The 22,132-nt window shown below is 64.6% G+C and carries 19 protein-coding genes; 3 read left to right on the top strand and 16 right to left on the bottom strand.

Annotated features, from left to right (window positions below; genetic code table 11):
- Window positions 1-232: 232 nt before the first annotated feature.
- From HPC46_RS10600 to HPC46_RS10580, 5 genes are all read right to left on the bottom strand, one after another.
- Entirely contained in the window at window positions 233-982 is a 750-nt protein-coding gene (locus tag HPC46_RS10600) for an SDR family oxidoreductase (RefSeq protein ID WP_179469473.1), read from the bottom strand.
- A 60-nt stretch (window positions 983-1,042) separates the two neighbouring features.
- Window positions 1,043-2,680: a CocE/NonD family hydrolase gene (locus tag HPC46_RS10595; protein ID WP_179469471.1), complete on the bottom strand. Its 1,638-nt coding sequence runs from the start codon at window positions 2,678-2,680 to the stop codon at window positions 1,043-1,045.
- A gap of 1 nt (window position 2,681) precedes the next feature.
- Window positions 2,682-3,512, bottom strand: a complete 831-nt coding sequence (locus HPC46_RS10590) for a DUF4349 domain-containing protein (protein ID WP_179469522.1) — start codon at window positions 3,510-3,512, stop codon at window positions 2,682-2,684.
- Window positions 3,513-3,616: 104 nt separating this feature from the next.
- Window positions 3,617-4,285 carry a VldE C-terminal domain-containing protein gene (locus HPC46_RS10585; protein ID WP_218894001.1) on the bottom strand — a complete coding sequence of 223 codons (669 nt, stop codon included), beginning with the start codon at window positions 4,283-4,285 and terminating at the stop codon, window positions 3,617-3,619.
- Between the two features lie 234 nt (window positions 4,286-4,519).
- Window positions 4,520-6,127, bottom strand: coding sequence for an Ig-like domain-containing protein (locus HPC46_RS10580; protein WP_179469467.1), 1,608 nt, complete (start codon window positions 6,125-6,127; stop codon window positions 4,520-4,522).
- 1,013 nt (window positions 6,128-7,140) lie between these two features.
- On the opposite strand from HPC46_RS10580, the gene HPC46_RS10575 reads away from it, so the two are divergent.
- On the top strand, window positions 7,141-8,364 hold the full coding sequence (locus HPC46_RS10575; protein WP_179469465.1) for a hypothetical protein: 1,224 nt from the start codon (window positions 7,141-7,143) through the stop codon (window positions 8,362-8,364).
- Between the two features lie 5 nt (window positions 8,365-8,369).
- On the opposite strand, the gene HPC46_RS10570 is transcribed toward HPC46_RS10575, so the two are convergent.
- The 3 genes from HPC46_RS10570 to HPC46_RS10560 all read right to left on the bottom strand — a co-directional run bounded on the left by HPC46_RS10570 (window position 8,370) and on the right by HPC46_RS10560 (window position 12,171).
- Window positions 8,370-9,944: an Ig-like domain-containing protein gene (locus HPC46_RS10570; RefSeq protein ID WP_179469463.1), complete on the bottom strand. Its 1,575-nt coding sequence runs from the start codon at window positions 9,942-9,944 to the stop codon at window positions 8,370-8,372.
- Window positions 9,945-10,140: 196 nt separating this feature from the next.
- A complete protein-coding gene (locus HPC46_RS10565) occupies window positions 10,141-11,118 on the bottom strand; it encodes an aldo/keto reductase (RefSeq protein ID WP_179469461.1) in 978 nt (325 codons plus the stop codon).
- An 18-nt stretch (window positions 11,119-11,136) separates the two neighbouring features.
- Window positions 11,137-12,171 (bottom strand): zinc-binding dehydrogenase, encoded by a 1,035-nt coding sequence (locus HPC46_RS10560; protein ID WP_179469459.1) that lies wholly within the window; start codon window positions 12,169-12,171, stop codon window positions 11,137-11,139.
- 102 nt (window positions 12,172-12,273) lie between these two features.
- On the opposite strand from HPC46_RS10560, the gene HPC46_RS10555 reads away from it, so the two are divergent.
- Entirely contained in the window at window positions 12,274-13,164 is an 891-nt protein-coding gene (locus tag HPC46_RS10555) for a helix-turn-helix transcriptional regulator (protein WP_179469457.1), read from the top strand.
- Between the two features lie 17 nt (window positions 13,165-13,181).
- On the opposite strand, the gene HPC46_RS10550 is transcribed toward HPC46_RS10555, so the two are convergent.
- The 5 genes from HPC46_RS10550 to HPC46_RS10530 all read right to left on the bottom strand — a co-directional run bounded on the left by HPC46_RS10550 (window position 13,182) and on the right by HPC46_RS10530 (window position 17,723).
- A complete protein-coding gene (locus HPC46_RS10550) occupies window positions 13,182-13,547 on the bottom strand; it encodes a nuclear transport factor 2 family protein (protein WP_179469455.1) in 366 nt (121 codons plus the stop codon).
- 35 nt (window positions 13,548-13,582) lie between these two features.
- Window positions 13,583-14,161, bottom strand: a complete 579-nt coding sequence (locus HPC46_RS10545) for an HD domain-containing protein (RefSeq protein ID WP_179469453.1) — start codon at window positions 14,159-14,161, stop codon at window positions 13,583-13,585.
- 60 nt (window positions 14,162-14,221) lie between these two features.
- The gene (locus HPC46_RS10540; RefSeq protein ID WP_233716344.1) at window positions 14,222-15,502 is read right to left on the bottom strand and encodes a cytochrome P450; all 1,281 of its coding nucleotides are present in this window, start codon (window positions 15,500-15,502) and stop codon (window positions 14,222-14,224) included.
- Between the two features lie 59 nt (window positions 15,503-15,561).
- Entirely contained in the window at window positions 15,562-16,623 is a 1,062-nt protein-coding gene (locus HPC46_RS10535; protein WP_179469451.1) for an IS630 family transposase, read from the bottom strand.
- A 161-nt stretch (window positions 16,624-16,784) separates the two neighbouring features.
- Window positions 16,785-17,723, bottom strand: coding sequence for an oxygenase MpaB family protein (locus HPC46_RS10530; RefSeq protein WP_179469449.1), 939 nt, complete (start codon window positions 17,721-17,723; stop codon window positions 16,785-16,787).
- A 139-nt stretch (window positions 17,724-17,862) separates the two neighbouring features.
- On the opposite strand from HPC46_RS10530, the gene HPC46_RS10525 reads away from it, so the two are divergent.
- On the top strand, window positions 17,863-18,429 hold the full coding sequence (locus tag HPC46_RS10525) for a TetR/AcrR family transcriptional regulator (protein ID WP_179469518.1): 567 nt from the start codon (window positions 17,863-17,865) through the stop codon (window positions 18,427-18,429).
- Here HPC46_RS10525 and HPC46_RS10520 read toward each other — a convergent pair.
- The 3 genes from HPC46_RS10520 to HPC46_RS10510 are packed head-to-tail and all read right to left on the bottom strand — an operon-like array spanning window position 18,426 to window position 22,131.
- On the bottom strand, window positions 18,426-19,622 hold the full coding sequence (locus HPC46_RS10520; RefSeq protein WP_179469447.1) for a CaiB/BaiF CoA transferase family protein: 1,197 nt from the start codon (window positions 19,620-19,622) through the stop codon (window positions 18,426-18,428). The two genes, HPC46_RS10525 and HPC46_RS10520, sit on opposite strands and share 4 nt — an antisense overlap.
- Before the next feature lie 2 nt (window positions 19,623-19,624).
- Window positions 19,625-20,902, bottom strand: a complete 1,278-nt coding sequence (locus HPC46_RS10515) for an amidohydrolase family protein (RefSeq protein WP_179469445.1) — start codon at window positions 20,900-20,902, stop codon at window positions 19,625-19,627.
- A gap of 14 nt (window positions 20,903-20,916) precedes the next feature.
- Entirely contained in the window at window positions 20,917-22,131 is a 1,215-nt protein-coding gene (locus HPC46_RS10510; RefSeq protein ID WP_179469443.1) for an amidohydrolase family protein, read from the bottom strand.
- Window position 22,132: the final 1 nt, after the last annotated feature.

Genomic DNA, 22,132 nt, shown 5'->3' with positions numbered 1-22,132 from the left:
ATTCCTTTGCTCGAGTGACTTTCGCGGGTCTCTCGAAGAATCACGCGATGACCTTCATTCATCCGGCTACGACACGCCGGTACCGCTGATCAGGTCCGACTCGTACACCACTCTGCTGGACGCAACCCTCAAGCGCGGAATTCGTCGCACCGCCTGAAGTAAGAGCAAACATCAGAAGAGGCCCATCCCGGCGCGGGATGGGCCTCTTCCGGTCGTCAGACGCCCGACGACCTCAGCGCGCGCCGGCCGCCAGCCATTGTTCGAATGTTGTCGCGGCGATTCGTGCGCCGTCGCCAGGAAGCAGCACATTGCCCGCCAACTCCGGTCCCAACGGACCCGACCACGTCGGCACCAGCTTCACCGAGTGACCCAGGACGGCGTGCGTGCGCCGCGCCATATCGACCAGATCCTGGGTCTCCGGACCGGCCACATCGACGTAGCGGCCCCGCGGCTCCCCGACGGCGATCTCGGCGAGTACCGCCGCGATATCGTCCGGCGCGATCGGTTGCACGAGCAGTGGGGCGATGAGAGCAACGCCGTCCTGTTCGGTCCAGCTGGCCGCCATCGCGGCGAAGTCGTGGAACTGGGTGGCCGGGACGATCGTCCACGGCACCTGCCCCGCCTCGATCAGCCGTTCCTGCGCCCGTTTGCCCTCGTAGTGGGCGGTACCACCGGTGGTTCTGTTCAGGCCGACGATCGAAAGCAGCACGTGGTGGCGCACGCCGGCACGGTGCTCGGCTGCGAGCAAGTTTGTCGTCGTCGTTGCGAAATACTCACGGGTCTCGTCGGGGCCCACGGGCGGTGCGCTGATGGCGTCGACCACCGCATCGACACCCTCCAACGCCGCATCCAACCCCTCGCCGCTGAGCAGGTCAACGCCCAATGAGCGACTGATCCGCACGACGTCGTTCCCGGCGCGTTCGAGGGCCGCGGCCGTACGAGCACCGATGTTTCCGGTCGCGCCGGCTACCGCGATTCGCATGAGAACCTCCAGAGATCGTTGTGGGTACCTGATCGACCCAACGCCGAGCCGGCGGTGTTGTCATCCAGGGATCACCGGGATCGTGAGCGTCGAGGCGCCCGGACCCCAGTGCACGACGGCGCGTCCCCGGCGGCTCGGTGCGTAGCGCGCCGGCATGTGCCCGAAGAGTGGGTTGAACGGTTCGAGGTAGCGGCCCGCGATGAGCAGCCGCAACTCGTCGCCCGCGCGAAACAGTGTCGCCGACGCGCTGAGTTCGATGTCGGCGTCCACGACCTGGCCCGGTCGTACCGGCCGCGCGGCGTCCAGCGAGTCCCGCAGCGCCAGCCGCAGCCGCCCGTCGGCGATCCGGTCCCGGCCGTAGCCGTACGAACCCTCGAATGGCACATAGTGCCCACCGCTCCACTTCTCCACGCCGACAAACAGATTCGCGTCGTCGGCGTCGTCCAATGCGATCTGCAACCGCAAGCTCATCGGACCGGTCAGCTCGGTGTCGCGGTCGAAGCGGTACGAGAACCCAATCCCCTGGCGGCGCAGCCGGAATCCCGCGGTGCCCGCCGTGGTCGGCTCGGAAGTGTTCAAGGTGCCGTCGTCGCCAAGATGCAGCGGCGTCCACCGGGTGCGGGCCAGCGGCCATTCCCGTTCGTCTCGCACGGCCACCACCTTGTCGCGGCTTTCCCGCACCTCCAGCCGGACCCGCGGCGGTGCCGCCGTATCGAGACCGCGTAGGTGACGGTCGAAGAACGCGGTCTGGACGCGCTGCGCATCGTCGCCGTAGAAGACGGCCCATTTCCCGCCGCGGTGGGTGTAGGCGCTGCACTCGGCGGAGCCCGCCGCCTCGATCAGCCGCCATGAGCCCTGGCTGTGCAGGTTGTGGTCAGAGAAGCTGGCGCAGGCCAGGATCGGCACCTCGATGCGAGCCAGGTCGGGGGTGATGGATTGCCACCAGGCGTCGTGCAGCGGATGCTGCTGCCGTTGCGCCCCCAGGTTGACGGATAGGCGGGCATTGCGGCGGGTGATCGCCGTCCAGATCACCGAGAAGCCACGCTCGGGTATGCCGCCAGGTGTCATGAAGTCGCGGTAGGCGTCGGTGAACCCTTCCCAGGGGCAGATCGCCGCGAGGTGCGGCGGGCGCAGCGCCGCCGCCTTGTACTGCGAGATCGCCAGGTAGGAGACCCCGAGCAGCCCGACCCGGCCGTTGGACCAGGGTTGAGTTCCGGCCCATTCGACCAGGTCGTACACGTCGCGGGCCTCGTTGTCAGACAGCAGCGACCCAACCCCGTCGGAGGCGCCGGCTCCGCGCGCGTCGGCGTTGATCACCACATAGCCACGTGCCACCCATTGAACCGGATCGGGTGCCTCCCAACCGGTTTCGCTCGAGATCCGGAAGGGCTGCGGCTGATTCATGATCCGGAACTGGAAGCTCAACTTCCAGCCTCGCCGGGTGCGCCGCGGCAACTTGTCCTTGCCGTAGGGATGTACCGACATGAGCACCGGGAACGGGCCCGTACCCGGCGGGCGATAGACGTTGACGCGCAACGTGACTCCGTCGCGCATCGGTACCGCGACGTCATGGTCTTTGATCAGGTCGGCGGGCGCCGGAACCACGGTGATCGGGGGCTGCCGGAACGACCGGATCCTCCTGTGCGCATACGCAGCGACGCCGGGTCGCCGCCACGGCCGATCGTATCGGGTGGCCATCTCAGCTGGGTGAGACTTCGTCCTCGGCGGGATTGTCTGCCGGGGCGGGCGGCGGGATCTGCGGCTGGGGCTGGGGCTTACGGGCGCTGGCGAGCCGGAACACGCCGTAGCCGATCGCACCGATCACAGCCAGCACCGCCAACCAGGGAAGCATCAGGCCGAACAACAGCACCAGGTTGCCGACCACGGAAACCAAGCCGTCCCAACCGCGTTCGATCTGCCCGAAGAAACCGCGGTACTCGGTGGGCGCGGGACCACCGATCTTCTCGGCGAGGAAGGTGACGTTGACGGTGCTGTAGTCGATCTGGTCACCGAGCGCCTCGCGCTGGGCGCGAAGGCTGTCGAGTTCGGCCTGGCGCTCCGAGAGCGCACCCTCGGCCTTGATCAGTGCGTCGGGGTCCTTGGCGTCGCGCATGATGCCCAGCAGCCGGTCCACCGACGTCTGCAGTGCCTTGATCCGGGCGTCGAGGTCGACGCGCTGCGCCGTGACGTCGTCGGAGGTGATCTCGACGTGTTCGACGGTGCCCAACGCCTTGAGTTCGGCCAGCACGTCGTCGAGTTTGGCGGCGGGAACCCGCAGGACCACCGACGAACGCGCTCGCCCGGTGCCCGATCCCGCATCCTCCGAGCGGTTGTCGACGCGCCCGTTCACGTTCGCGACGAGCACGGCGGCCTTGTCGGCGGCCTCGGCCGGCTGGGCCACCGAGATCGTCATCGCCGCCGTCTTGACCACATCACGCTGTACCACCGGCGGCGCCCCCGGCGCATCCTGGGGCAGGGGCGCTCCGGCGGCCTCTTTGGAGTCGACCGGAGGGGCCGTCGAGGGCCGCATCGGAGATCCGCCACAGGCCGTCAGCGCGGTGAGCGATACCAAGCCGACAACCACCAACACCGCCAGGCGGGCACCCAGAGTCCGCAGCACGTGGTTCATCCTAGTTAGGCGGGCTCTGAGCGCATCGATCCGAGGAAGTACGTTTCCCGCCCGGTCGGATATCCGCCGCCGTCGGTGGCGATGTGGACGTGGTCGTAGTGGTTGGCGGTTTCGTTGCCGTAGTCCGCGGTCCAGCTCGGTGCTCCGATGCCCGGGTAGAAGCCTTGGCGCCAGATCACGTGCAGCACTCCCCATCGCTTCGCGTTGGCCAGCGCGAATCCGGCGATCTGATTACCGAGCTCGATGCCCTCCGGCGTGTGATAGTTCGGGATCATCACGTCGATCGCCAGGCCGTTGGGATGCCACGGCAACGGGTCTTGGCGGTAGCCGCCGATCGTCTTGATCTCGAGGAACATGACGCTGATGGCCCGGGCGGCCCAGATCGTGTGGACCTGCAAACCCTGCTCGGGCGCGAGGCCACGCGGCAGTGCGAGCTGGAAATCGGCTGCGGAGACGGGTGCACTCGCGGCCAGCAATTCGGCTTCGGTCGGCTGCGCGACGCGGCCGGCTTCGGGTATCGCCGCGGTCTGGCCTACGGGGGAAACCGCAGGCGCGGCAACGCCGGCGTGCTTCTCGGTGCTCTGGGCGTAGAACATGGCCGTAGCGACGGCGACCGATGCCGCCACCGCAAGCCAGCGACCTCGGGCGCCGGCGAACACACTGACCACGAGCAGCACTTTACTGCGCTCGCCGACCCGATGTGGCAACCTTCGCGCGCCCGATCTACTGCCCTATGTGCGCGGGTGCGCCGATGTACCAGGTCTGCCCGTCAGGAACATCTGCTGGATCTGCTGATCGTCGACGGGGCGTCCAGAATCGTGGTGTCCCGGCCGAGACAACTTCGTCTGTCGAACTGGCATCCGACCCAAGCGGATAGGTCGCTGCAGCACAAGCGATTCGAACTCAGTCTAGAGCACGATGTCGGCGTAACCGGAGAGCACTGTGTAGCCGAGGTCTTCGAGGATCCCGAGCTCAACGGCGCTGAGCCGCTGGGTCTTTCCGTACACCGACGAGGCGGCCATGATGAGCTGCGCATCGCTGCCTCCGAATATGCTCGACCCATCAGGAAACGCGAGGTGCGATAGCGAAGTACCCGGTTCGAATTCCCCCGGGGTATGGAGCGGAACCAATCCGCCGTAGGCGATGACTGCGTTGGCTCCGCCGAAGTACAGGCCACCTTCGACGTAGGCCCCGGTCTCGTCCATGCCGAAGCTCCCGGTCTCGCTCCAGTCGTAGCGGGGATTCCACCAACCGTCTGCGGAAATCGGGTGCGCACCGGTGCTGGTGACCATGAAGCTGTCGTACACGGTGCGCGTTACCCCGTAATTCGGGTTGGAACCTGGCGCCTGCACCGAAGAGATAAAGCCCAAGGTATGGCCCAATTCGTGCAATGCCACGGATTGGAAGTCGAATTGGTCACTGGCGAGGATGCCGCCGAAAGACCATGGCTCCGAGGTTCGAAACCAGAGCTGTCCGTCCGCTGATTCACCGTTGAGATCGACGCCCGTTTGAATCTTGTGCGCCACCACTGTGTCGTGAAACACGCCACTCCCGGGGACGTAGGTGCTGATGCCCGTGGCGAGCGCTGATCCAAATTCATTCGGATCAACCACCTCCCCACTCGCGCTGACGTCGTAGTTGATGTTGACCGCCGTGGTGACCACCAAATACGACGACACGGCGTCCGCCGCCGCCTGTAGCGCGGCACGGGCCTCGGGCGTCCACCAATCCGCACCCTCGCCATAGTTGAAGGTGAACGTTACGCATGTGGTCGTGCAGCGCGGCGGCGGGGTGAAATCCTGCTCGACGTGAGCCACCGCGCGGGTGCTCCGCCCGCTGAACCACGTCAACGGGTTACTGAGAAGGTTGATATGGATGCCGGTATCTCGTGCCGTCACAACGAATTCGTCGGTTCCATCGAATCCGGCACCCGGAGTATAGGTATAGGTTCCGTCCGGTCTGAACACGAGCATGCCGAAGGCTGGAGCGCGTTGCACGGTGTATTCGATCGGATCACCCTCCGGGTCCACCGCGTCGATCGTGCCCGTGATCACCCCGATCGTCTGCCCGCTGATCTGGACCGGTTTGATTTTTGGTGCCTGGTTGAAAAGGCTGCGGCGGATCGCCAACCCAATCCCGTCGAAGAAATCCAGGATCGGGTTTCCCGTCGCATTTGCCGTTGTCTTCAGTGGTGACGTGGGCCGGGCGCCAACCGCCCTGCGAACAACCGCAGAGGGCGCACTCTCGACGGTAGCGGCAGCTCGCCGAGTCTGAACGGCGATGGCCGAACGCTTCGCCACAGGGGGCCGTGCACTCGCCGTGGCTTTGCGGCCGGTCGCTGCAGCCGCCGAATGTTTAGCGGGCCCAGCAGCGCCGGCGGATTTGGCCGAAATTGCCGAACCCGCATGCCCATCGCTATCAGCGCTGGCGACACCAAGCATCTGCGGACCTGCTAACCCCAGCCCCAACAAGAAAGCGGCCGCCCCCACGCGCACCCCACAACTGACAATTGACACCGAAACCCCCGTCTGCCATATCCCATGGGACGTCGGCAAAGTTATCGCCAGCGTCAAATGCAGAGACTAACGTGACGACGTAGCTGGTGGAGCACGTAGTCGACTACTCGCTTTTCGCGCAAATCACGTGACAGCAACAACAAGGAACTCGACAGGCCGATGCAGCAAAGCATCAAAAGTCGCCGATCCGCCGCCCGCACCGAAGCCACCCGCCGGTGAAGTCACGGGACGAGACCCGATTGCTCGCGACCAGTGCGTCCAAACCGTTCGACTTCAGGACAAGTCCCGGCGGCAACCGATGGCAGCAACGGTCACACAGCACAAGCTGGGCGATCTTGATCGCGTGCCACCCAGCGGCCGAGATGAGTCGACAGGTAAGCAACTCTCGTAGCTGAATCAGCACCTTCATCGCTTCGCGGCCGGCCATGGCGCGGCGTGGTAGTCGTCGGACGTGTCATCGAACCGATGATCCCGGTGGTACGCCCAGCGAGACTACTTGTAATTGACGAAACCTCTACTCGTTTGGCTGTTGTTTGAGGTCGCCAGCTCCTGGAGTGAGTTAGCGTTCTCGCTACGAACTAGCTAGGACATCGCTGGCAACGACCTAGCATCCACAGATGTCATTTGTGATACCGACGGGGGCGGGCATGGCACGAGGCGCAATTTCACTTGGAAATGGTCACAGCCGGTACATCGGACGAATTGGAGGGCTGGCCGTAGCGCTCGGCGTCGGGCTGCTTCTAGCTAACACACCAGGGGTTGCCAATGCTGATCCGGAGTCCTCCATCAGCGGCCCACCGGCGGGTCACAAAGCCGCCGACAAGAAGGTCGGCCACCGCACGGGAACAAAAGCCACACGGCTTAAAGCGAGTTCGAAAGCAACCGCAGCAGTCACGGCGACCGGCACGTCGACGCCTCCATCTGGCCTGGCCTCCACACGGCGGACGAAGTCGACAGCAACGCATGCGCCACGAGTACCGGCCGCTCCCCGCGACAACCCCATTCTCCTCAGCGTGCTCGCCTGGGCGCGAAAGGAATTCGGCGTCAAAGTGAGCCCCAGCTCACCGTCCGACCTTACGGCTGCGGCAGCGACCCCCGCTGACGCACTGAACCCGCCGTCCTATAACGATCTGGTGGGGGCCGACGGTCAGGTTCTCCACTTCCTCTGGGGTGGCAATCCGGCGTTCGTCGACTCTTACGAATGGTCCGACACGACGTTCGACTATGACTACCAGGCCTACGCCGGAACGAAGCTCGATCACATCGGCACATTTGCCGACTTTCAATGCGGGGGTTCGTGTTCCGACGTCACGCCGTACACGGTGGTGTTCGTCACCCAAGACACCAATGACGATGGAGTGATGGGGTGCAGTTACGACTCCTGCACCGCGATCGCGGCCAAGCCAATGCAAATCGGGGACATCGCACCGCACGCGCAGGACTACGGTCCCATCGTACTGGGGTACAGCACGACCGCGATCCAATATCAAACCTACGTCATGATGTTCCGGGACAACGCGATCCCGGACTCGCTGACGACGCTGCCGGAGAGTTTCCTCCCGGTACCACCTCCGCCTCCGACCGGAGACGTAACTCCCCCCACGGCGCCCGTGATCAGGACATCAGGCGTCACCGACCACTCCGTCATTCTCACCGTAATCGGTGGTACCGACAACGTAGGAATTGTTCAATACGACATCTTCCGTGACGACATCCAGATCACAACCCTGTCGTATGACGGCACCGGGAAAGCGACCTATGTCGATGACGAATTGGACGCTGACACGACCTATCGCTATCTGGTGATAGCCGAGGATGCGGCGGGCAACCTGAGCGGCTTGAGCAGGGAAGTTCCCGTCACCACCTACTCCCACGATGAATGGGAGTACAAGAGCGGTAACGATCCGTTCTGGGAGAAGGCTTGGGAGAACGTCAATCTCGCCTTCGGGTGGATTCCGGTGGTCAACGATGTGCTGGCCGCGGTGAGCACCGCGGTCGATCTTGCTCAGCTGGTATATGCGGTCGCCACACACAACAAGGCCCAGATCTATGACGAAATCGTCGACCTCGGCGGGGATGCCATCGGCTACATCCCCTTCGCCAAGGCGATCAACAAGTATCTCGACGAGCCCCTGGACAAGGTGACCGAGGACCTCGCGATGTACTTGGCCGGACTGCTCTATACCGGTGCCGCCGACATCGTGACGTCGAAACTGCCTCCAGCGACGCTTGTTTGAGCGGCCTACAGCACCACGACGCTGTAGCCGGGAACCACTGTGTAACCGAGGTCGGCCAGGATCGCGAGCTCGACGGGGCTGATCCTGTCGACCAAGCCCCACTGCGCGGCATTACCCATGAGATAAGCTCCATGGCCGGTGAATTGGGCCCGGTCAGGATTCTGCAGGTGTGAGAGCGAGCTTGCCGAGAACGCACCTGGTGTATAGAGCGGCACCAACGCGCCGTACGCCGCGACGGCGTTCGCCCCGCCGAAGTAGAGGCCGCCATCGTCGTATTCGACGCCAGGGTTGATCCAGCCGTCGCCGGTCAGGTAGTAGTCGTAGTCGTAGTTCCACACACCGTCGTCGGAGATCGGGTGCACGCCGGTTTTGGTGACGATGAAACCGTCGTATACCGAGCGCGTAACGCCGTAAGCGGGATTCGACCCTGGTTTTCGGACCGAAGAAATGAATCCCAGGGTGTGCAACATTTCGTGCATGGCCACCGACTCGAAGTCGAATTGATCGTAGGCGACCTCGCCGCCGAAGGACCACGGGGCTGTGGGAGAAAACCAGATATCACCGTCGGCGACTTGGCCGTTCAGATCGACGCCGGTGATGATCTTGTGTTGGACGACCGTGTCGTCGAACAGCTCAGTTCCGGCATAGAACGAGCTTGTGCCGGTGGCCAGCGCTGAACCGCCGTCACCACCCACCTCGACCGTTTGGTCGTCGGCCGCCACGTTGTACGCGACATTGACCGGCGAGGTGACCACCAGGTAGGACGACAAGGTGTCTGCCGCCGATTGCAGTGCGGCGCGAGCCTCGGGCGTCCACCAGTCCGCGCCCGTACCGTAGGTGAACGTGAAGGTCACACACGTGGTCGTGCACTTCGGCGGGGGCGTGAAATTCTGTTCGACCTGAGCCACCGCTCGGGTGCTCAGGGGTCGGAACCAATTAAGAAGATTGATGTGGAATCCGACATCCTTTGCCGCAACGATGAACGAGTCGGTGCCGTCGAAGCCGGCGCCGGGAGTGTAGGTGTAGGTGCCACCCGGTCCTAGCACCACGGAGCCGTATGTCGGTCCCGATTGCAGGCTGTAGGTGATCGGGTCCCCCTCGGGATCGACCGCAGCGATCGTTCCGGTGACCACGCCGATGGTCTGTCCGCTGATCTGGACCGGCTTGACCCGCGGCGCCTCGTTGAAGAACGAACGCCGTATCAGCAAGCCGATGCCACCGAAGAAATCTTGAATGGAATTCCCATTCGCGCCAACGGTCTTGTTCGGTGTGGCCGTCCCGCTGACCGTGTCAACCGCCTTGGTAATCGGCTTGGATGTCCCGGCGGCCATCGTCGCCGCAGGCGGCTTCGCCGCCGGCACAACCTTGTGCTTCACCCCGGCGGCACGAGAGGCAGTCGTGGACCGCCGCGCATGCCCGGCCACACCGCTGTTCGCTCTGGCGGGGCCGGCTGACGCGGAACCGCCATCGGAGGCAGCGCCGTCGGCGTTCGCAAGCCCGAGCGCCTGCGGGCCGGCCAGCCCCAACCCGAGCAGAAATGCTGCCGCACCGACGCGTAGGCCACTTTTGGAAATCGACACCGAAACCCCCGTTTCGCATGGTCTAGCACCGTGCCAGGCCGCTATCACAAGCCTTTGCGCTGACTGAATGAACGCTTCGCGCGACGGTAGCAAATTGTCGGCGGTGTCACCATCATTACGTCCCCGGCCGATGACAATCGGCCAGAAACGCGTAGTCGACTACTCGTTCAGGGGTGTGGTCGTCGGCGGGCGCAGGCTAGCGCCCGATCATCTCCATCTGTGCCTCGGTGTGATGGTCGCCCGAAGCAGGGGTGAGGCCGTCGAGCTTCGCGACCTGGTCGGCGGTCAGCTCGACGGAATCTGCGCCGACGTTCTCTTCCAGCCGCGCAACGCGTTTGGTGCCCGGGATCGGCGCGATGTCGTCACCCTTGGTGAGCAGCCAGGCGATCGCGACCTGCGCCGGTGTGGCGCCGACCTCGGCGGCGATCGCCGCCACCTCATCAGCGATGGCCAGATTGCGCTGGAAGTTCTCGCCGGTGAATCGCGGGTTGGTGGCGCGGAAGTCGGTCTTGTCGAATTGGTCGGTCGAGCGGATCGTTCCAGTCAGGAAGCCCTTCCCGAGCGGCGAGTAGGGCACGAAGCCGATGCCGAGCTCACGCAGCAGCGGCAGAATTTCCGGCTCAGGGTCGCGGGTCCACAGCGAATACTCCGACTGCAGCGCAGTGATCGGGTGAACGGCGTTGGCGCGCCGGATCGTTGCGGTTCCGGCTTCAGAGAGCCCGATGTGCCGGATCTTGCCCTCGGCCACCAGATCGGCGAGTTCGCCGATGGTGTCTTCGATGGGCGTATTCGGATCGACCCGGTGCTGGTAGTACAGATCGATCCGGTCGGTGCCGAGCCGCTGCAACGAACCCTCAACGGCCGTACGGATATTGGCCGGACTGCTGTCGAGGTGGCCCTGGCCCGCCCCGGCGTGAGAGATCATGCCGAACTTGGTGGCCAGTACGACGTCGTCGCGCCGGCCCTTGAGCGCGCGCCCGACGAGGTCTTCATTGACGTAGGGACCGTAGATCTCTGCGGTGTCGATCAGCGTCACTCCGAGTTCGATCGCGCGGTGAATCGTGCGGATCGACTCGGCGTCGTCGCTACCTGCGCCGGTAAACGCAAACGACATGCCCATCGCGCCGAGGCCGATACGGGCGACGTCCAGGCCGCGTAGATGAACGTGCTTCATGGTCGAGTACTCCTGATTCTAGGGCTGGATAAGGACTTTCAGCGCTCGGCGGTCGGCCATCGCGCGGTAGCCGTCAGGTGTCTGGTCAAGGCTGATGACGCGGTCGAAGACCCGGCCGGGTTCGATGGCGCCGTCGAGGATGTCGGGCATGAGCTCCTCGATGTAGGCGCGTGCAGGCGCGGCTCCGCCGGTGAGGGTGATGTTACGCATCATCGTGTCGAATCCCATTGGCACTTGCCGATATTGAGATACTCCAAGCCTGCTGACAAATCCGCCGTCGCGGACAGCGCCCACAGCGCTGACAAGCGATTGCTCGGTGCCGACGCATTCGATGACGGCGTGTGTTCCGTCCCCACCGGTGAGTTCGCGGATCTTCGCCACGGCTTCGTCACCACGCTCGGCCACGACATCGGTTGCGCCGAAGTCACGCCCCAGGTCGGTGCGGTCCGTGTGGCGACCGTTGAGGATGATCCGCTCGGCGCCAAGGCGCTTGGCGGCCAGCACTGCGCACAACCCGACCGCGCCGTCACCGATGACGGTGACCGACGACCCCGGCCGTACCCGAGCGGTCACCGCGCCGTGGTGCCCGGTGCACAATACGTCGGACAACGTCAATAGCGACGGCATCAGCGCCGAATCCGCCGCGACCGGAAGCTTCACCAGCGTGCCCTGCGCCTGCGGCACTCGGACGGCTTCGCCCTGACCGGCATCGACGCCGCGCGCACCCCACCCCCCGCCGTGGCGGCAGGACGTCTGCAGGCCTTCCAGACAGAAGTCGCAGGTGTTGTCCGCCCAGACGAACGGAGCGACAACCAGATCCCCGCGCTTCAAGCCAAGAACGTCGGCGCCGACGTCCTCCACGATGCCGATGAACTCATGACCCATCCGGCGTCCGCCGTCTTTGTGCGGCATGGACGCATACGGCCATAAATCGCTGCCGCAGATGCACGCACGGGTGATTCGCACGATCGCATCGGTGGGATCCTTGAGGACGGGGTCAGGCACGTTCTCGACGCGCACGTCGCCAGCTTCGTACATGACGGTTGCTCGCATGGTTTCGACCCTAGGTCGCCTGCCTGTGCTCCGGGCAGGGTCGGCCGTTCGGGGTATCGGCAGTGCCCCCCAGTCGCGGCCGAACGGATCTACCGTGAAGCGATGGGCACGATCGACATGCGCCGCGAGGTGCGCGAGTTCTTGAGCTCGCGTCGTGCCCGCATCAGCCCCGAGCAGGCCGGATTGCCGGCCTACGGCGGGAACCGCCGGGTCAAAGGGTTGCGGCGCGAGGAGGTCGCACTGCTCGCCGGGATCTCGATCGACTACTACATCCGGATGGAGCGCGGCAATCTGTCCGGGGCATCGGACACTGTTCTCGATTCGTTGGCCTCGGCATTGCAACTTGACGATGCCGAACGCGAACACCTGTTCGCGCTCGCTCGCGAATCCGGTCCGACAGGCCGGCGGCGCAAACCCAAGGTGGCCGCGACCGTGCGTCCCGTACTGCAGCAGGTCCTCGATGCCATCACCGACGCGCCCGCGTGGATTCGCAATGGCCGTCACGACGTGCTCGCGATGAATCAGTTGGCCCGCGCGCTGTACGCCCCCGTGCTGGCCCATCCGCGCCGACCGGCCAACACCACCCGTTTCGTCTACCTCAATCCCGCAGCCCGAGAATTCTTCGTCGACTACGACCAGGTTGTTCGCGATGCGGCAGCGATGCTGCGCATGGAAGCAGGCCGCAATCCGCACGACGAGGACCTCATCTCCCTGGTGGGCGAACTATCCACGCGCAGTGAGCTTTTCCGCCAACATTGGGCATCACAGGACGTCCGGTTCCACCGGTCGGGCCGCAAGCGGCTGCGCCACCCGGTGGTCGGACAACTGGACCTGGACTTCGAGGCCATGGAATTGCCGTCCGAGCCCGGCCTACAGCTCAACATCTATACCGCCGCCGCGGGCACCCCCACCGCCGACGGGCTCAAGCTGCTCGCCTCATGGGCAGTCAGCCAGGACAACCTGCCGTCGGAGCGAGCGACTCCGACGCGCTGACGGCAATACTCGCGACCCTAGGACAATTGGGGATTGAGAAAGACGTACAGGACGGCAATCTTGTCGTCGCGGACATGGATGAGGTCCAGTCCGGTGTACGCCGCCGCTTCGCCCTTCGGGCCTGAGCCCCACGCCAGAAGCCCGGCATCGTGGAGAACCGCGGGCTCGCCCCGGTCTGTGTAGACGAAATCCGGATGGGTCGCGCGCAATTCACCGGCGAAGTTATCGACGGCGTCGCGGCCGACCAACACTCCGTCGGGGGTGTGCACGACACAGTCGTCGGTGTAGAACTCCTCGATGGCTGCACGCCGCCGTGTTGCGTCACCTTCGCCGAATACTTCTTGAAGGTTTCGCTGTAGAAGTTCGATGATTCGCTCAGTCACGTTGTCTCCAACGGGCGGACTGTCGTCGCGTATTCCTACCCGTCAAGCGGGTTCGCCCAAATTCGTGCGGCACCGCCGCTCGCGACGGCGGCTGCCGCAGTTCCTTTCGGCTTGCGCCGCGCTTGATCTTCGAAGCAGGCCAAGAATTCTTCGCCGAATCCCAGCCGGGGATAACTGGCGAGCACCTCCGCGCGGGCCTCCGACGAGAACGCCTCCGGTCGTCGTCCGGCGACGTCCCAAGCGGTGGCTACCTGTAGGAGATGCGACTCGGGATCGACGCCGGCGGGGACGTCATCGCGCATGTGCAGCACGATGATCTCCTCGGCCCGCGCCGCCCGTTCCGTCGGCCACCCGGCGGCCACCCCGAACACCCAGGCCAGGTCACCGCCAGCTTCTTCGAAGTCCACCCGGTGGCTGTCGAACGGATCGGTCAGCGCAATGTCGTGCAGCATCGCCGAGACGAAGTAGAGCTCGTCGTCGTAGATAATACCCTGTGCGGCAGCGTAATTCACGCCCCACAGATACGAACGCGCGCAGTGGTTGAACAACGCCGGCGTGTAGAACCGGGTGGCCACTGCCAGTGCGGCATCGGCCACGGGTGTCGAGGGAGACATACCAACGGATTCTCCCCCGAAGCGGAGCATCTCACTGCTGTTACCGGCTTGCCACGATGCTCATACCGGAGCGTCCGCCAACGACGCCGTCTGGGCGGCTGTGTGGCGGCGCGTCAATCGGACGTTCAGCTTTTCGAGTCCTCGAAGCGTCGGGTTCGTCCGCCAGCGAGGTTCGCCGAGAATCTCAATGCCATCGACGTGATCGACGATTTCCCGAAGCACCGTGTGGCCCTCCAACCGGGCCAGGTGAGCACCCAGGCAGAGGTGGACGCCAGACCCGAACGCCAGGTGTCCGGTGGGGTTGCGGTCGACGCGGAACTGATCAGGATCGTCGAACTGGCGCGGGTCGCGGTTGGCTGCCCCCCACAGCAGCAACACCCGCGACCCAGCGGGGATCGTCGCATTGCCCACGTCGTAGTCGGAGCGCGCGGTGCGGTACAGACCTTGGATCGGTGAGTAAAAGCGCAGCTGCTCCTCGATGGCGCTGGGAACGAGTTCGGGCTGAGCCTGCAGCAGTCGCAGTTGGTCGGGATTGGCCGAGAGCGTGAGAAACAGGGTGCCCAGCATGTTGGTGGTGGTCTCGTTGCCGGCAAGCAACAACAGCATGCAGAAGAAGAACAGCTCGTCGCTACTGAGCTGGCCGACGTGGGAGTTGGCCACCAGTCTTCCCAAAACCGTGTCCTCGTTGAGCAACTCACCGCGCTTGAGCTTTCGGCTGAAATACTCGTGAAAGCGTCCGACCGCGCGCATGCCGGCCCCGGCCTGCCGTAACCCGGACAGCGACACATTCGCTGACGCCAACCGAACGGTTTCGTTGGACCATTCTTTGAACGCGGCCAAATCGTCATCGGCAATGCCGAGCAGGTGGGCAATGATTGCCGTGGGCAACGGCTCAGCGAGCGTCTTGACGACGTCCACCGATTGACCGCTGAAGAGAGCAGCCGTGTGCTCCTGGCACAACCTCTCGATCACCGCTTGCCAGGACTGCAACGCTCCGCGGGTGAACGCAGGCTGGGCCCGCTTGCGCATCGCGGTATGCCCGGGCGGATCCACCGTCAGAAGGTTGTCCGCGCGCATCCGGCTGTGGGCGATGCCGTCGGCGCTGGACAAGATCTCAGAAGCCCGGGCCCCGGCCCGCACGTCCTCGTAGCGGCTGAGGATGTAGATGTCGCGACTTTGGTTGAAGTGAACCGGTGGTCCGGCCAGGAGCGCCCGGTAATAGCGGTAGGGATCGGCGGCCATCTCCCGATCGAGCGGGTCGAAATCGGTGATCGCGACACCGGCGGGAATCGGTGTGCGGCGGACCCGCCGGGCGATCATGTGCGCCGTGTCAGCGGACAAAGCGGCAAGCATCGTCGGAGCGAACGTTTTGACAAACTCGAGCTGGGATCGAATCGGCACTAGTGTCGCGCGTCTGAATTTGGTTTACGGGTGTGAGGCAGGATTTCGTCTGCGGTCTTGGTCCACACGAACGGGTGGCAGCGTTGGTTCCAGCCGTCGATGAATGCACCGATGGCTGTGATGAGTTCTTTGACGCTGTTGAATGAACCGCGGCGGATGGCCTGGCGGGTGATGATCGAGAAGAACACCTCGACCAGGTTCAGCCATGACCCCGAGGTCGGGGTGAAATGCAGTGTCACCCGCGGATTCTTGGCCAACCACGCGTTGATGTCAACGTGCTTGTGGGTGTGGTAGTTGTCGCACACCACATGCAACCGCCGTCGTGGGTACGCCCGTGCGACCGCTTTGAGGAAGTCCAAGAACTCAGCCTTGCCGTGCCGCTCATAGCAGCGGTCGGTCACCTTTCCGGTCGCGATCTCCAACGCGGCGAACAAGGTGGCGGTGCCGTTGCGCTGATAGTCATGGGTGGCCTTCTCCGGCAGGCCCGGGCGCATCGGCAGGATCGGCTGGGTCCGATTGAGGGCCTGAATCTGGGACTTTTCGTCCACGCACAACACGATCGCCTTCTCGGGCGGGTTCAGATACAAGCCGATCACGTCACGAACTTTGGCCTCCAATTCAGGATCGGTGGAAAACTTGAACGTCTCGCGGCGCCAGGGCCTGATCCCGTAGCGTCGCCACGCCCGGGCCACCGTGGCATCCCCGACACCGAGGTGGCGGCCCAGCAGCCGACTCGACCAGTGCGTGACCGCCAACGATTCCGGTGGTGGCTCCAGCGTGGCCGCCAGGATCGCCGCGTCATCGACGGTCTTGGGCCGCCCGCTGCGCGCCTCGTCTGCAAGTCCGTCAATACCGAACGCGGCGAACCGATCCCGCCACTTGATCACCGTCGGCCGCGACACACCTACCTGCCGTGCCGCACCCGAAGTACCGGCGCCATCGGCCACAGCCAGTACGATCCGCGCCCGCTCGACATGGCCGGCAGACACCGTCGAGGATCGAGTCCACGACTCCAACGTCACACGATCTTCAGGACTGATCTCCAGTGCGGATGACGGCATACACCATCATCCCATACTGTAAACTAATTAATGACGCACGACACTAGCGGAGTCTAGGCAGCCGACAATCAACGGCTAATCGGAATTAGAAAATCCGACAACTTGACGGCCAGGACGACGCGGAACCGTGGTGGCGCAGAATCCGATTCGACAGCCATCGCCTACTTCGGCAGGTTGTAGGCGAACGACTTCTGCTGACGCTGCTTCATCTTCTCCAGGCACTTGTGGTGCTTACGCGCGTGATAGGCCAGCGGGAAGTAGGTCAGCCGCTCGGGGAGCACGCGATACGCGGTCCGGATCGCCGCGTACCGGCGGGTGAGCTGACGGTCCTCCGCCGCGCTCCAGGTGACACCGAGCTTGTCCCGAAGCCGTGGATCCAGCAGTCCGACGATCGACAGATAGTTCAACCGAAGGGCGGGCTTGAACGCGGTCCCGATCAAGGACGCCACCGGCCTGGGCGTGGACGGTGGCACCTCGACCTTGCCGGTCTGCAGATCGTGGATCAACGACAGCGCCTGCGGTGTGCCCTGCAGGGTGTCGATCATCGCCTCGTAGTAATCGGCCATCTCCTGCTGAGTCTCGGGGTAACCGCGCATCGGTACGTGGAGCAGTCGAGCCAACCGGCGATTGTCACGAAGCAGCTCGTCCTTTTCGGCGTCGGTGAACTCACGGCCGATCATCAGCCGTCCCGCTCGAGCGTTGACGATGTAGCCGGTGGCGATGACCCATTGATAGGCCTCCGGATTCAAAGCGCTGATCTGCCTGCCGGTTTCGGCGCTTTTCATCGTGATCGGCTTGTGGAGGTCACGCACGCGATCGCCCTCGGCGGCGGCTTCGGCGCCGCCGTACGTCCAGCGCAGGACGGAGTCGACAGAGCGAATCGCACGGCCACCCGGGTCGCCGTGGAACGCCGCGGAGTACCTGCCGGTGACCTCCGCGATGACCGGGTGCATGGCCTGCATCATGAACGCCGCGCCCTCGAGGATGAGAAACGTCCAGTGTCCGGTGTGCTCGGCGGTCAGCGAATCCGGCGGAACGAGTTCGATCGGTCCAGTGTCTTCGGTGAATGGTCGGATATCGACATCCGGTGTGGCGGTCATGTGTGACCCTCCCTATCGACTGGCCAGACGCTAACCTGACTGTCAGGTCGCATTCAAGTCGCGTCAGGAGCTAGTCGTGAGTACTGCTAAGCCCAGGTCAGAGCGCCGGAAGGCGCCACAGCAGGAACGCTCCCGCGAGATGGTCGCAAAAATTGTCTCAACGACGGCGTCATTGCTGCGCAAGCACGCGCCAGAGGAGATCACCACGAACCTGATCGCGGACAAAGCCGGCATCAGCAAGGGGTCGATCTATCAATACTTCGCGAACAAAGACCAGATGATCAACGCCGCGATCGAACTGCTGGCTGCCGAGCAGGCGCCGGCGATCGAGGAGATGCTGCGGGCCAACACGTTGGAGCGCCCAGAGTCCGCGATGGAGTCGTCGATCGACATGCTCATCGACTTCACCATCGCGAACCGCCGGTTGATCCGCTACATCGCCGAACACCCCGAGCACGTCCGCACCTTCGAGAACGTCTCCGGACTCAATGCCACTCTGCTGGCGATGACACGACTGCACATGACCCACTACCGAAGTCAGTACCGCGACGAGCTGAGCACCAGCGCGTTGGCGTGGTTGTTCTTCAACATGGCCGTGGCAACGACCATGCGCTACATCGAATCCGACGACCCCATCAGCCTCGACGAGCTGCGAGCCGGACTGAAATTCGCCTCGGCCGGACTGTTGAACGGCCGCCGCGACTAGCCCGCGATGATGCGCGCCTCCCGCAGTTCCTCTTCCTGATGCGAACGCCCCAGCTGACCTAACACGTCCGCGGTGTGCTGACCCAAAGCCGGCGCGGGCCCGGCCAGTTGAGCAGGCGTGGAATCGAACAGAGCGGGATGCCTCGGGATGCGGGTGCGTCCCACCACCGGATCGTCGGCTTCCACGAACAACCCCATCTCGATCGCGTGCGGGTCGTCGGGAAGTTCGCTGGGCGGCACGATCATGGCGAAGGGCACATCCTCGGCCTCGAAGCGCGCCGTGGCCTCTTCGACGGTCAGTTTCTCGGCGCCCGCATAGCAGGACGCCATCACCTCAGCCATCAACGGCCGGTGCTGATTTCGGAGGTCGGCGGTTGCCAACCGCGGATCGTCCGATCCGGGAGCCTCCAGTGCACGGCACATTCCGGTGAAATCGGAATCCGAGATGGGAGTCACCACACCCCAGCCGTCGATGAACCGGAAGGGCTTGAAGCCGGAGGTGAAACTCGACGGCTGTGAACCATCACAATCGAGCAGTACCTCGTTGCCGGTGGCGTCGGCCCACAGAAACGACACGACAGCGTCCACCATCGAGACGTGAACATGCTGTCCGCCACGGCCATTGGCACGCGCCAACAGGGCAGCGGTGACCGCCTGGCTGGCATACAGCGCGGTGACCTTGTCGGCAACCACCTGCTGCAGGAATATCGGCTCCCCGACACCCGGTGCGGCTTGGCTGGACGCGACACCACCGTAGGCCTGGATCACCGTGTCGTAGGCGCTGCGGTCGCGGTACGGCCCGACTTCGCCAAATCCGGTGAGCGACAGGTAGACGACGTCGGGGTTGATCGCGACGACGTCGTCGTACCCGAGGCCAAGCCGCTGTGCCACGCCGGGACGGAAATTCTGGATGACGACGTCGGCCTGCGCAGCCAGTTCGAGCGCGATCTCCCGGCCGGCGTCGGTGCGGACATCGACGGCGATCGACTGCTTGCCGCGGTTGCAGACCCGGAAGACCGCACTCAACCCGTTGACGCTCGGGCCGATCCACCGCATGATGTCGCCGATATCGGGACGCTCCACTTTCACGACGTCGGCACCCTGATCGGCGAAGAGGGCACCGATGTATGGGCCGGTCAACGCGATCGACAACTCCAGAACGCGGATACCGCTCAGTGGCCCAGCGTGTTCCATCCTCAGTTCTCCACGAGGTCGGGAATCGGTTCCGCTTCTGTCATCCAATGACGCCCGGCGTGGCGAGCCGCCTCCCACTTGGGGATGCTGACCGAGTCGTCCTGGCCCAGGTCCGCGGGTGTGGGGCCGATGCGGGCGACGAGCGGCGCGAGAGCTTTCTGGTCGAAGTTGTAGATCTCGGCGGCGGCCAGCCCCAGCATCTGCCGGGTCTCGTCGATCGGGATGTCCCAGAACGTGTGGCGGAGCCACTTACGGGTGTTCGGCCAGGTACCTTCCGGGTGGGGATAGTCGTTGCCCCACAGAATGTTCGGCACCCCGATCTCGTAGCGGCGCGCCAGTTCCCGGCGCTCGGTGGTGGTGGCCCCGATGAAGCAGTTCCGGTCGAAGTACTCCGAAGGCGGCATCGTCAGGTCGCCCTCGAGGAGCTTGCTCATCTTCTTCGCCGAGTGCTCACGCAGGAACCGAGTGTCCATCAGCCACAACAGATCATTGGCCCAGAACGCACCGCACTCGGTGGCTCCCCAGCGCAGCTTCGGGAACCGTTCGAATACGCCCGCCCACAAGGCAAACCACAGTGGCCGGGCACCCCACCAGCGCACCTCGGTCGTGTAGATGCCCAGGTGCTGTCCGTAGTCAGCGCTCGGGGCCGGACCCACGTGCGTGTGTACCGGCATGTTCAGGTCTTGACAAGCGGCCCAGACCTTGTCGTAGCGACGATCGTGATACGGCGGGTAGTCACCCCACAGCACCGGGATCAGGATGCCGCCGCGTAGACCGGCGTCGGCTGAGCGCTTGATCTCGGCGACCGCGGCGTCGACGTCGGCGAGGATCGGGATCACCGCCACCCCGGCGCGGCGCTCGGGGCTGTGACTGCACAGTTCGGCCAGCCACCGGTTGTGCGCCCGCGCCCCGGCCATCGCACGGCCCGGATCCATATCGCCCGACTGGCCAAGGCCGGCGCCGAACGGAGCGCCCGCGACGCCCGTCACCGCGTCGGCGTCGGGAAAGATCACCTCGCCGGCGACCCCGTCGCCGTCGAGTTCCTTGTCTCGCTGCCTGACGTCCCATCCGCCGGCGATACCTTCGCCGTGTTCGGCGAACCACGCTTGCGCGAATTCTTCGTCGATGAACCCGCCGGCCTGCGAGGCCGCGAGTTTCTCGGCGAGGTAGACCTCGAAATCCTCGCGGTATTCGGGATCGACGTACTCGCGGTACATCTCGGTGGGAAGCTCGGCATGGGTGTCTGCGGAGATGATCAGGTACGGGTCTACGTCGGTCACGGCGGGCCTTTCACTTACCAGGTTCGGATGGGGTCGGGCTCGAAGACGGTGCTGCTCGCACCAGCGGGTACCTCGGTCAGCGGCTCGGCGACTTCGGCCACCGTCGGGCCGATGCGATCGGCCAGGGGTTGCAACGCTGCCAGGTCGAAGCCGTAGACGGCTGCCGCGTTGCCGCCGAGCATGGCCGCCACTTCTTCGGGTGGCACGCCGGAGAAGGTGTAGCGCAAAGCTTCTCGGGTGAAGAATCCGGTTCCTTCCAGATGTGGGTAGTCGCTTCCCCACATGATGCGGTCGACGCCGATGTCGTGACGCTCGGCGCACTCGACGGGCCGCATGAAGCTGGCACCGACGTAGCACTGCCGGGCCCAGAACTCGCTGGGCTTGCGACTCAGCGATCCGGCGGTGGGGCCGGCGAAGCGGGCGATCGCCGAGCCCTCGCGCGCGTAGCGGGCCGCAGCGACGTCGAGTGAGTCGAGGGTGGCCGGGATCCACCCGGCGCCTTGTTCGGTGAAGACCACGGTGAGATCCGGATGGCGATCCAGGGCACCGCTGAAGATCAAGTGCCACAGCGCCCGGTGGGCGAACCAGTGCGTCTCGTACACCCATATCGCGAACGAGCTGCCCCATCCGTCGAGCGGGCTCGGTCCGGCGTTGCCGCCGTGGTGGTTGATCACGACGCCCGCCTCGGCGCACGCCGCCCACAGGGGCTCCCAGTGTTCGGCGTAGAGCTGCGGGATGGCCGCCCCTGGCGGGATTCCGGGCAGCAGAACACCGCCGCGCAGACCGAGTTTCGCGATCCGCTTGATCTCGGCGATGGCTTCGTCGAGGTCTTGGAGCATGACCTGTCCCACTCCGGCACGCCGCTCGGGTGACAGGGAGCAGAAGTCGGCCAGCCAGCGGTTGTGCGCACGCAGTCCGGCGCAGCGCAGTTCGAGCTCGTTGGCGGTCTCCGGCGGGGTCGCGGCCAGACTCGACGACGGAAAGAACGGCGGAATGGTGTTGGGGTAGATGACCTCTCCCGCGACGCCCTCGGCATCCAAGTCGGCGTTGCGACGGTCGCTGTCCCAGTTGCGTTCGGCGTCTGCGTCGGCGAGGTCGGCGAACGGGTTGACGTATGTCGCTGCCCAGCTGTCGAATTCGTCCCGGAAAGCCGGATCGAGATACTCGCGATAGTCGAGCAGGTCGGCGCCTGCGTGGCAGTCCGCCGAGATGACGGTGTAGCGGTCCATG

Origin of the sequence: Mycolicibacterium vinylchloridicum (genome assembly GCF_013404075.1) — a bacterium.
Lineage (GTDB): Bacteria > Actinomycetota > Actinomycetes > Mycobacteriales > Mycobacteriaceae > Mycobacterium > Mycobacterium vinylchloridicum.
The sequence above is the reverse complement of the archived record's forward strand: the minus strand, read 5'-3'. Positions and strand labels throughout refer to the sequence as shown.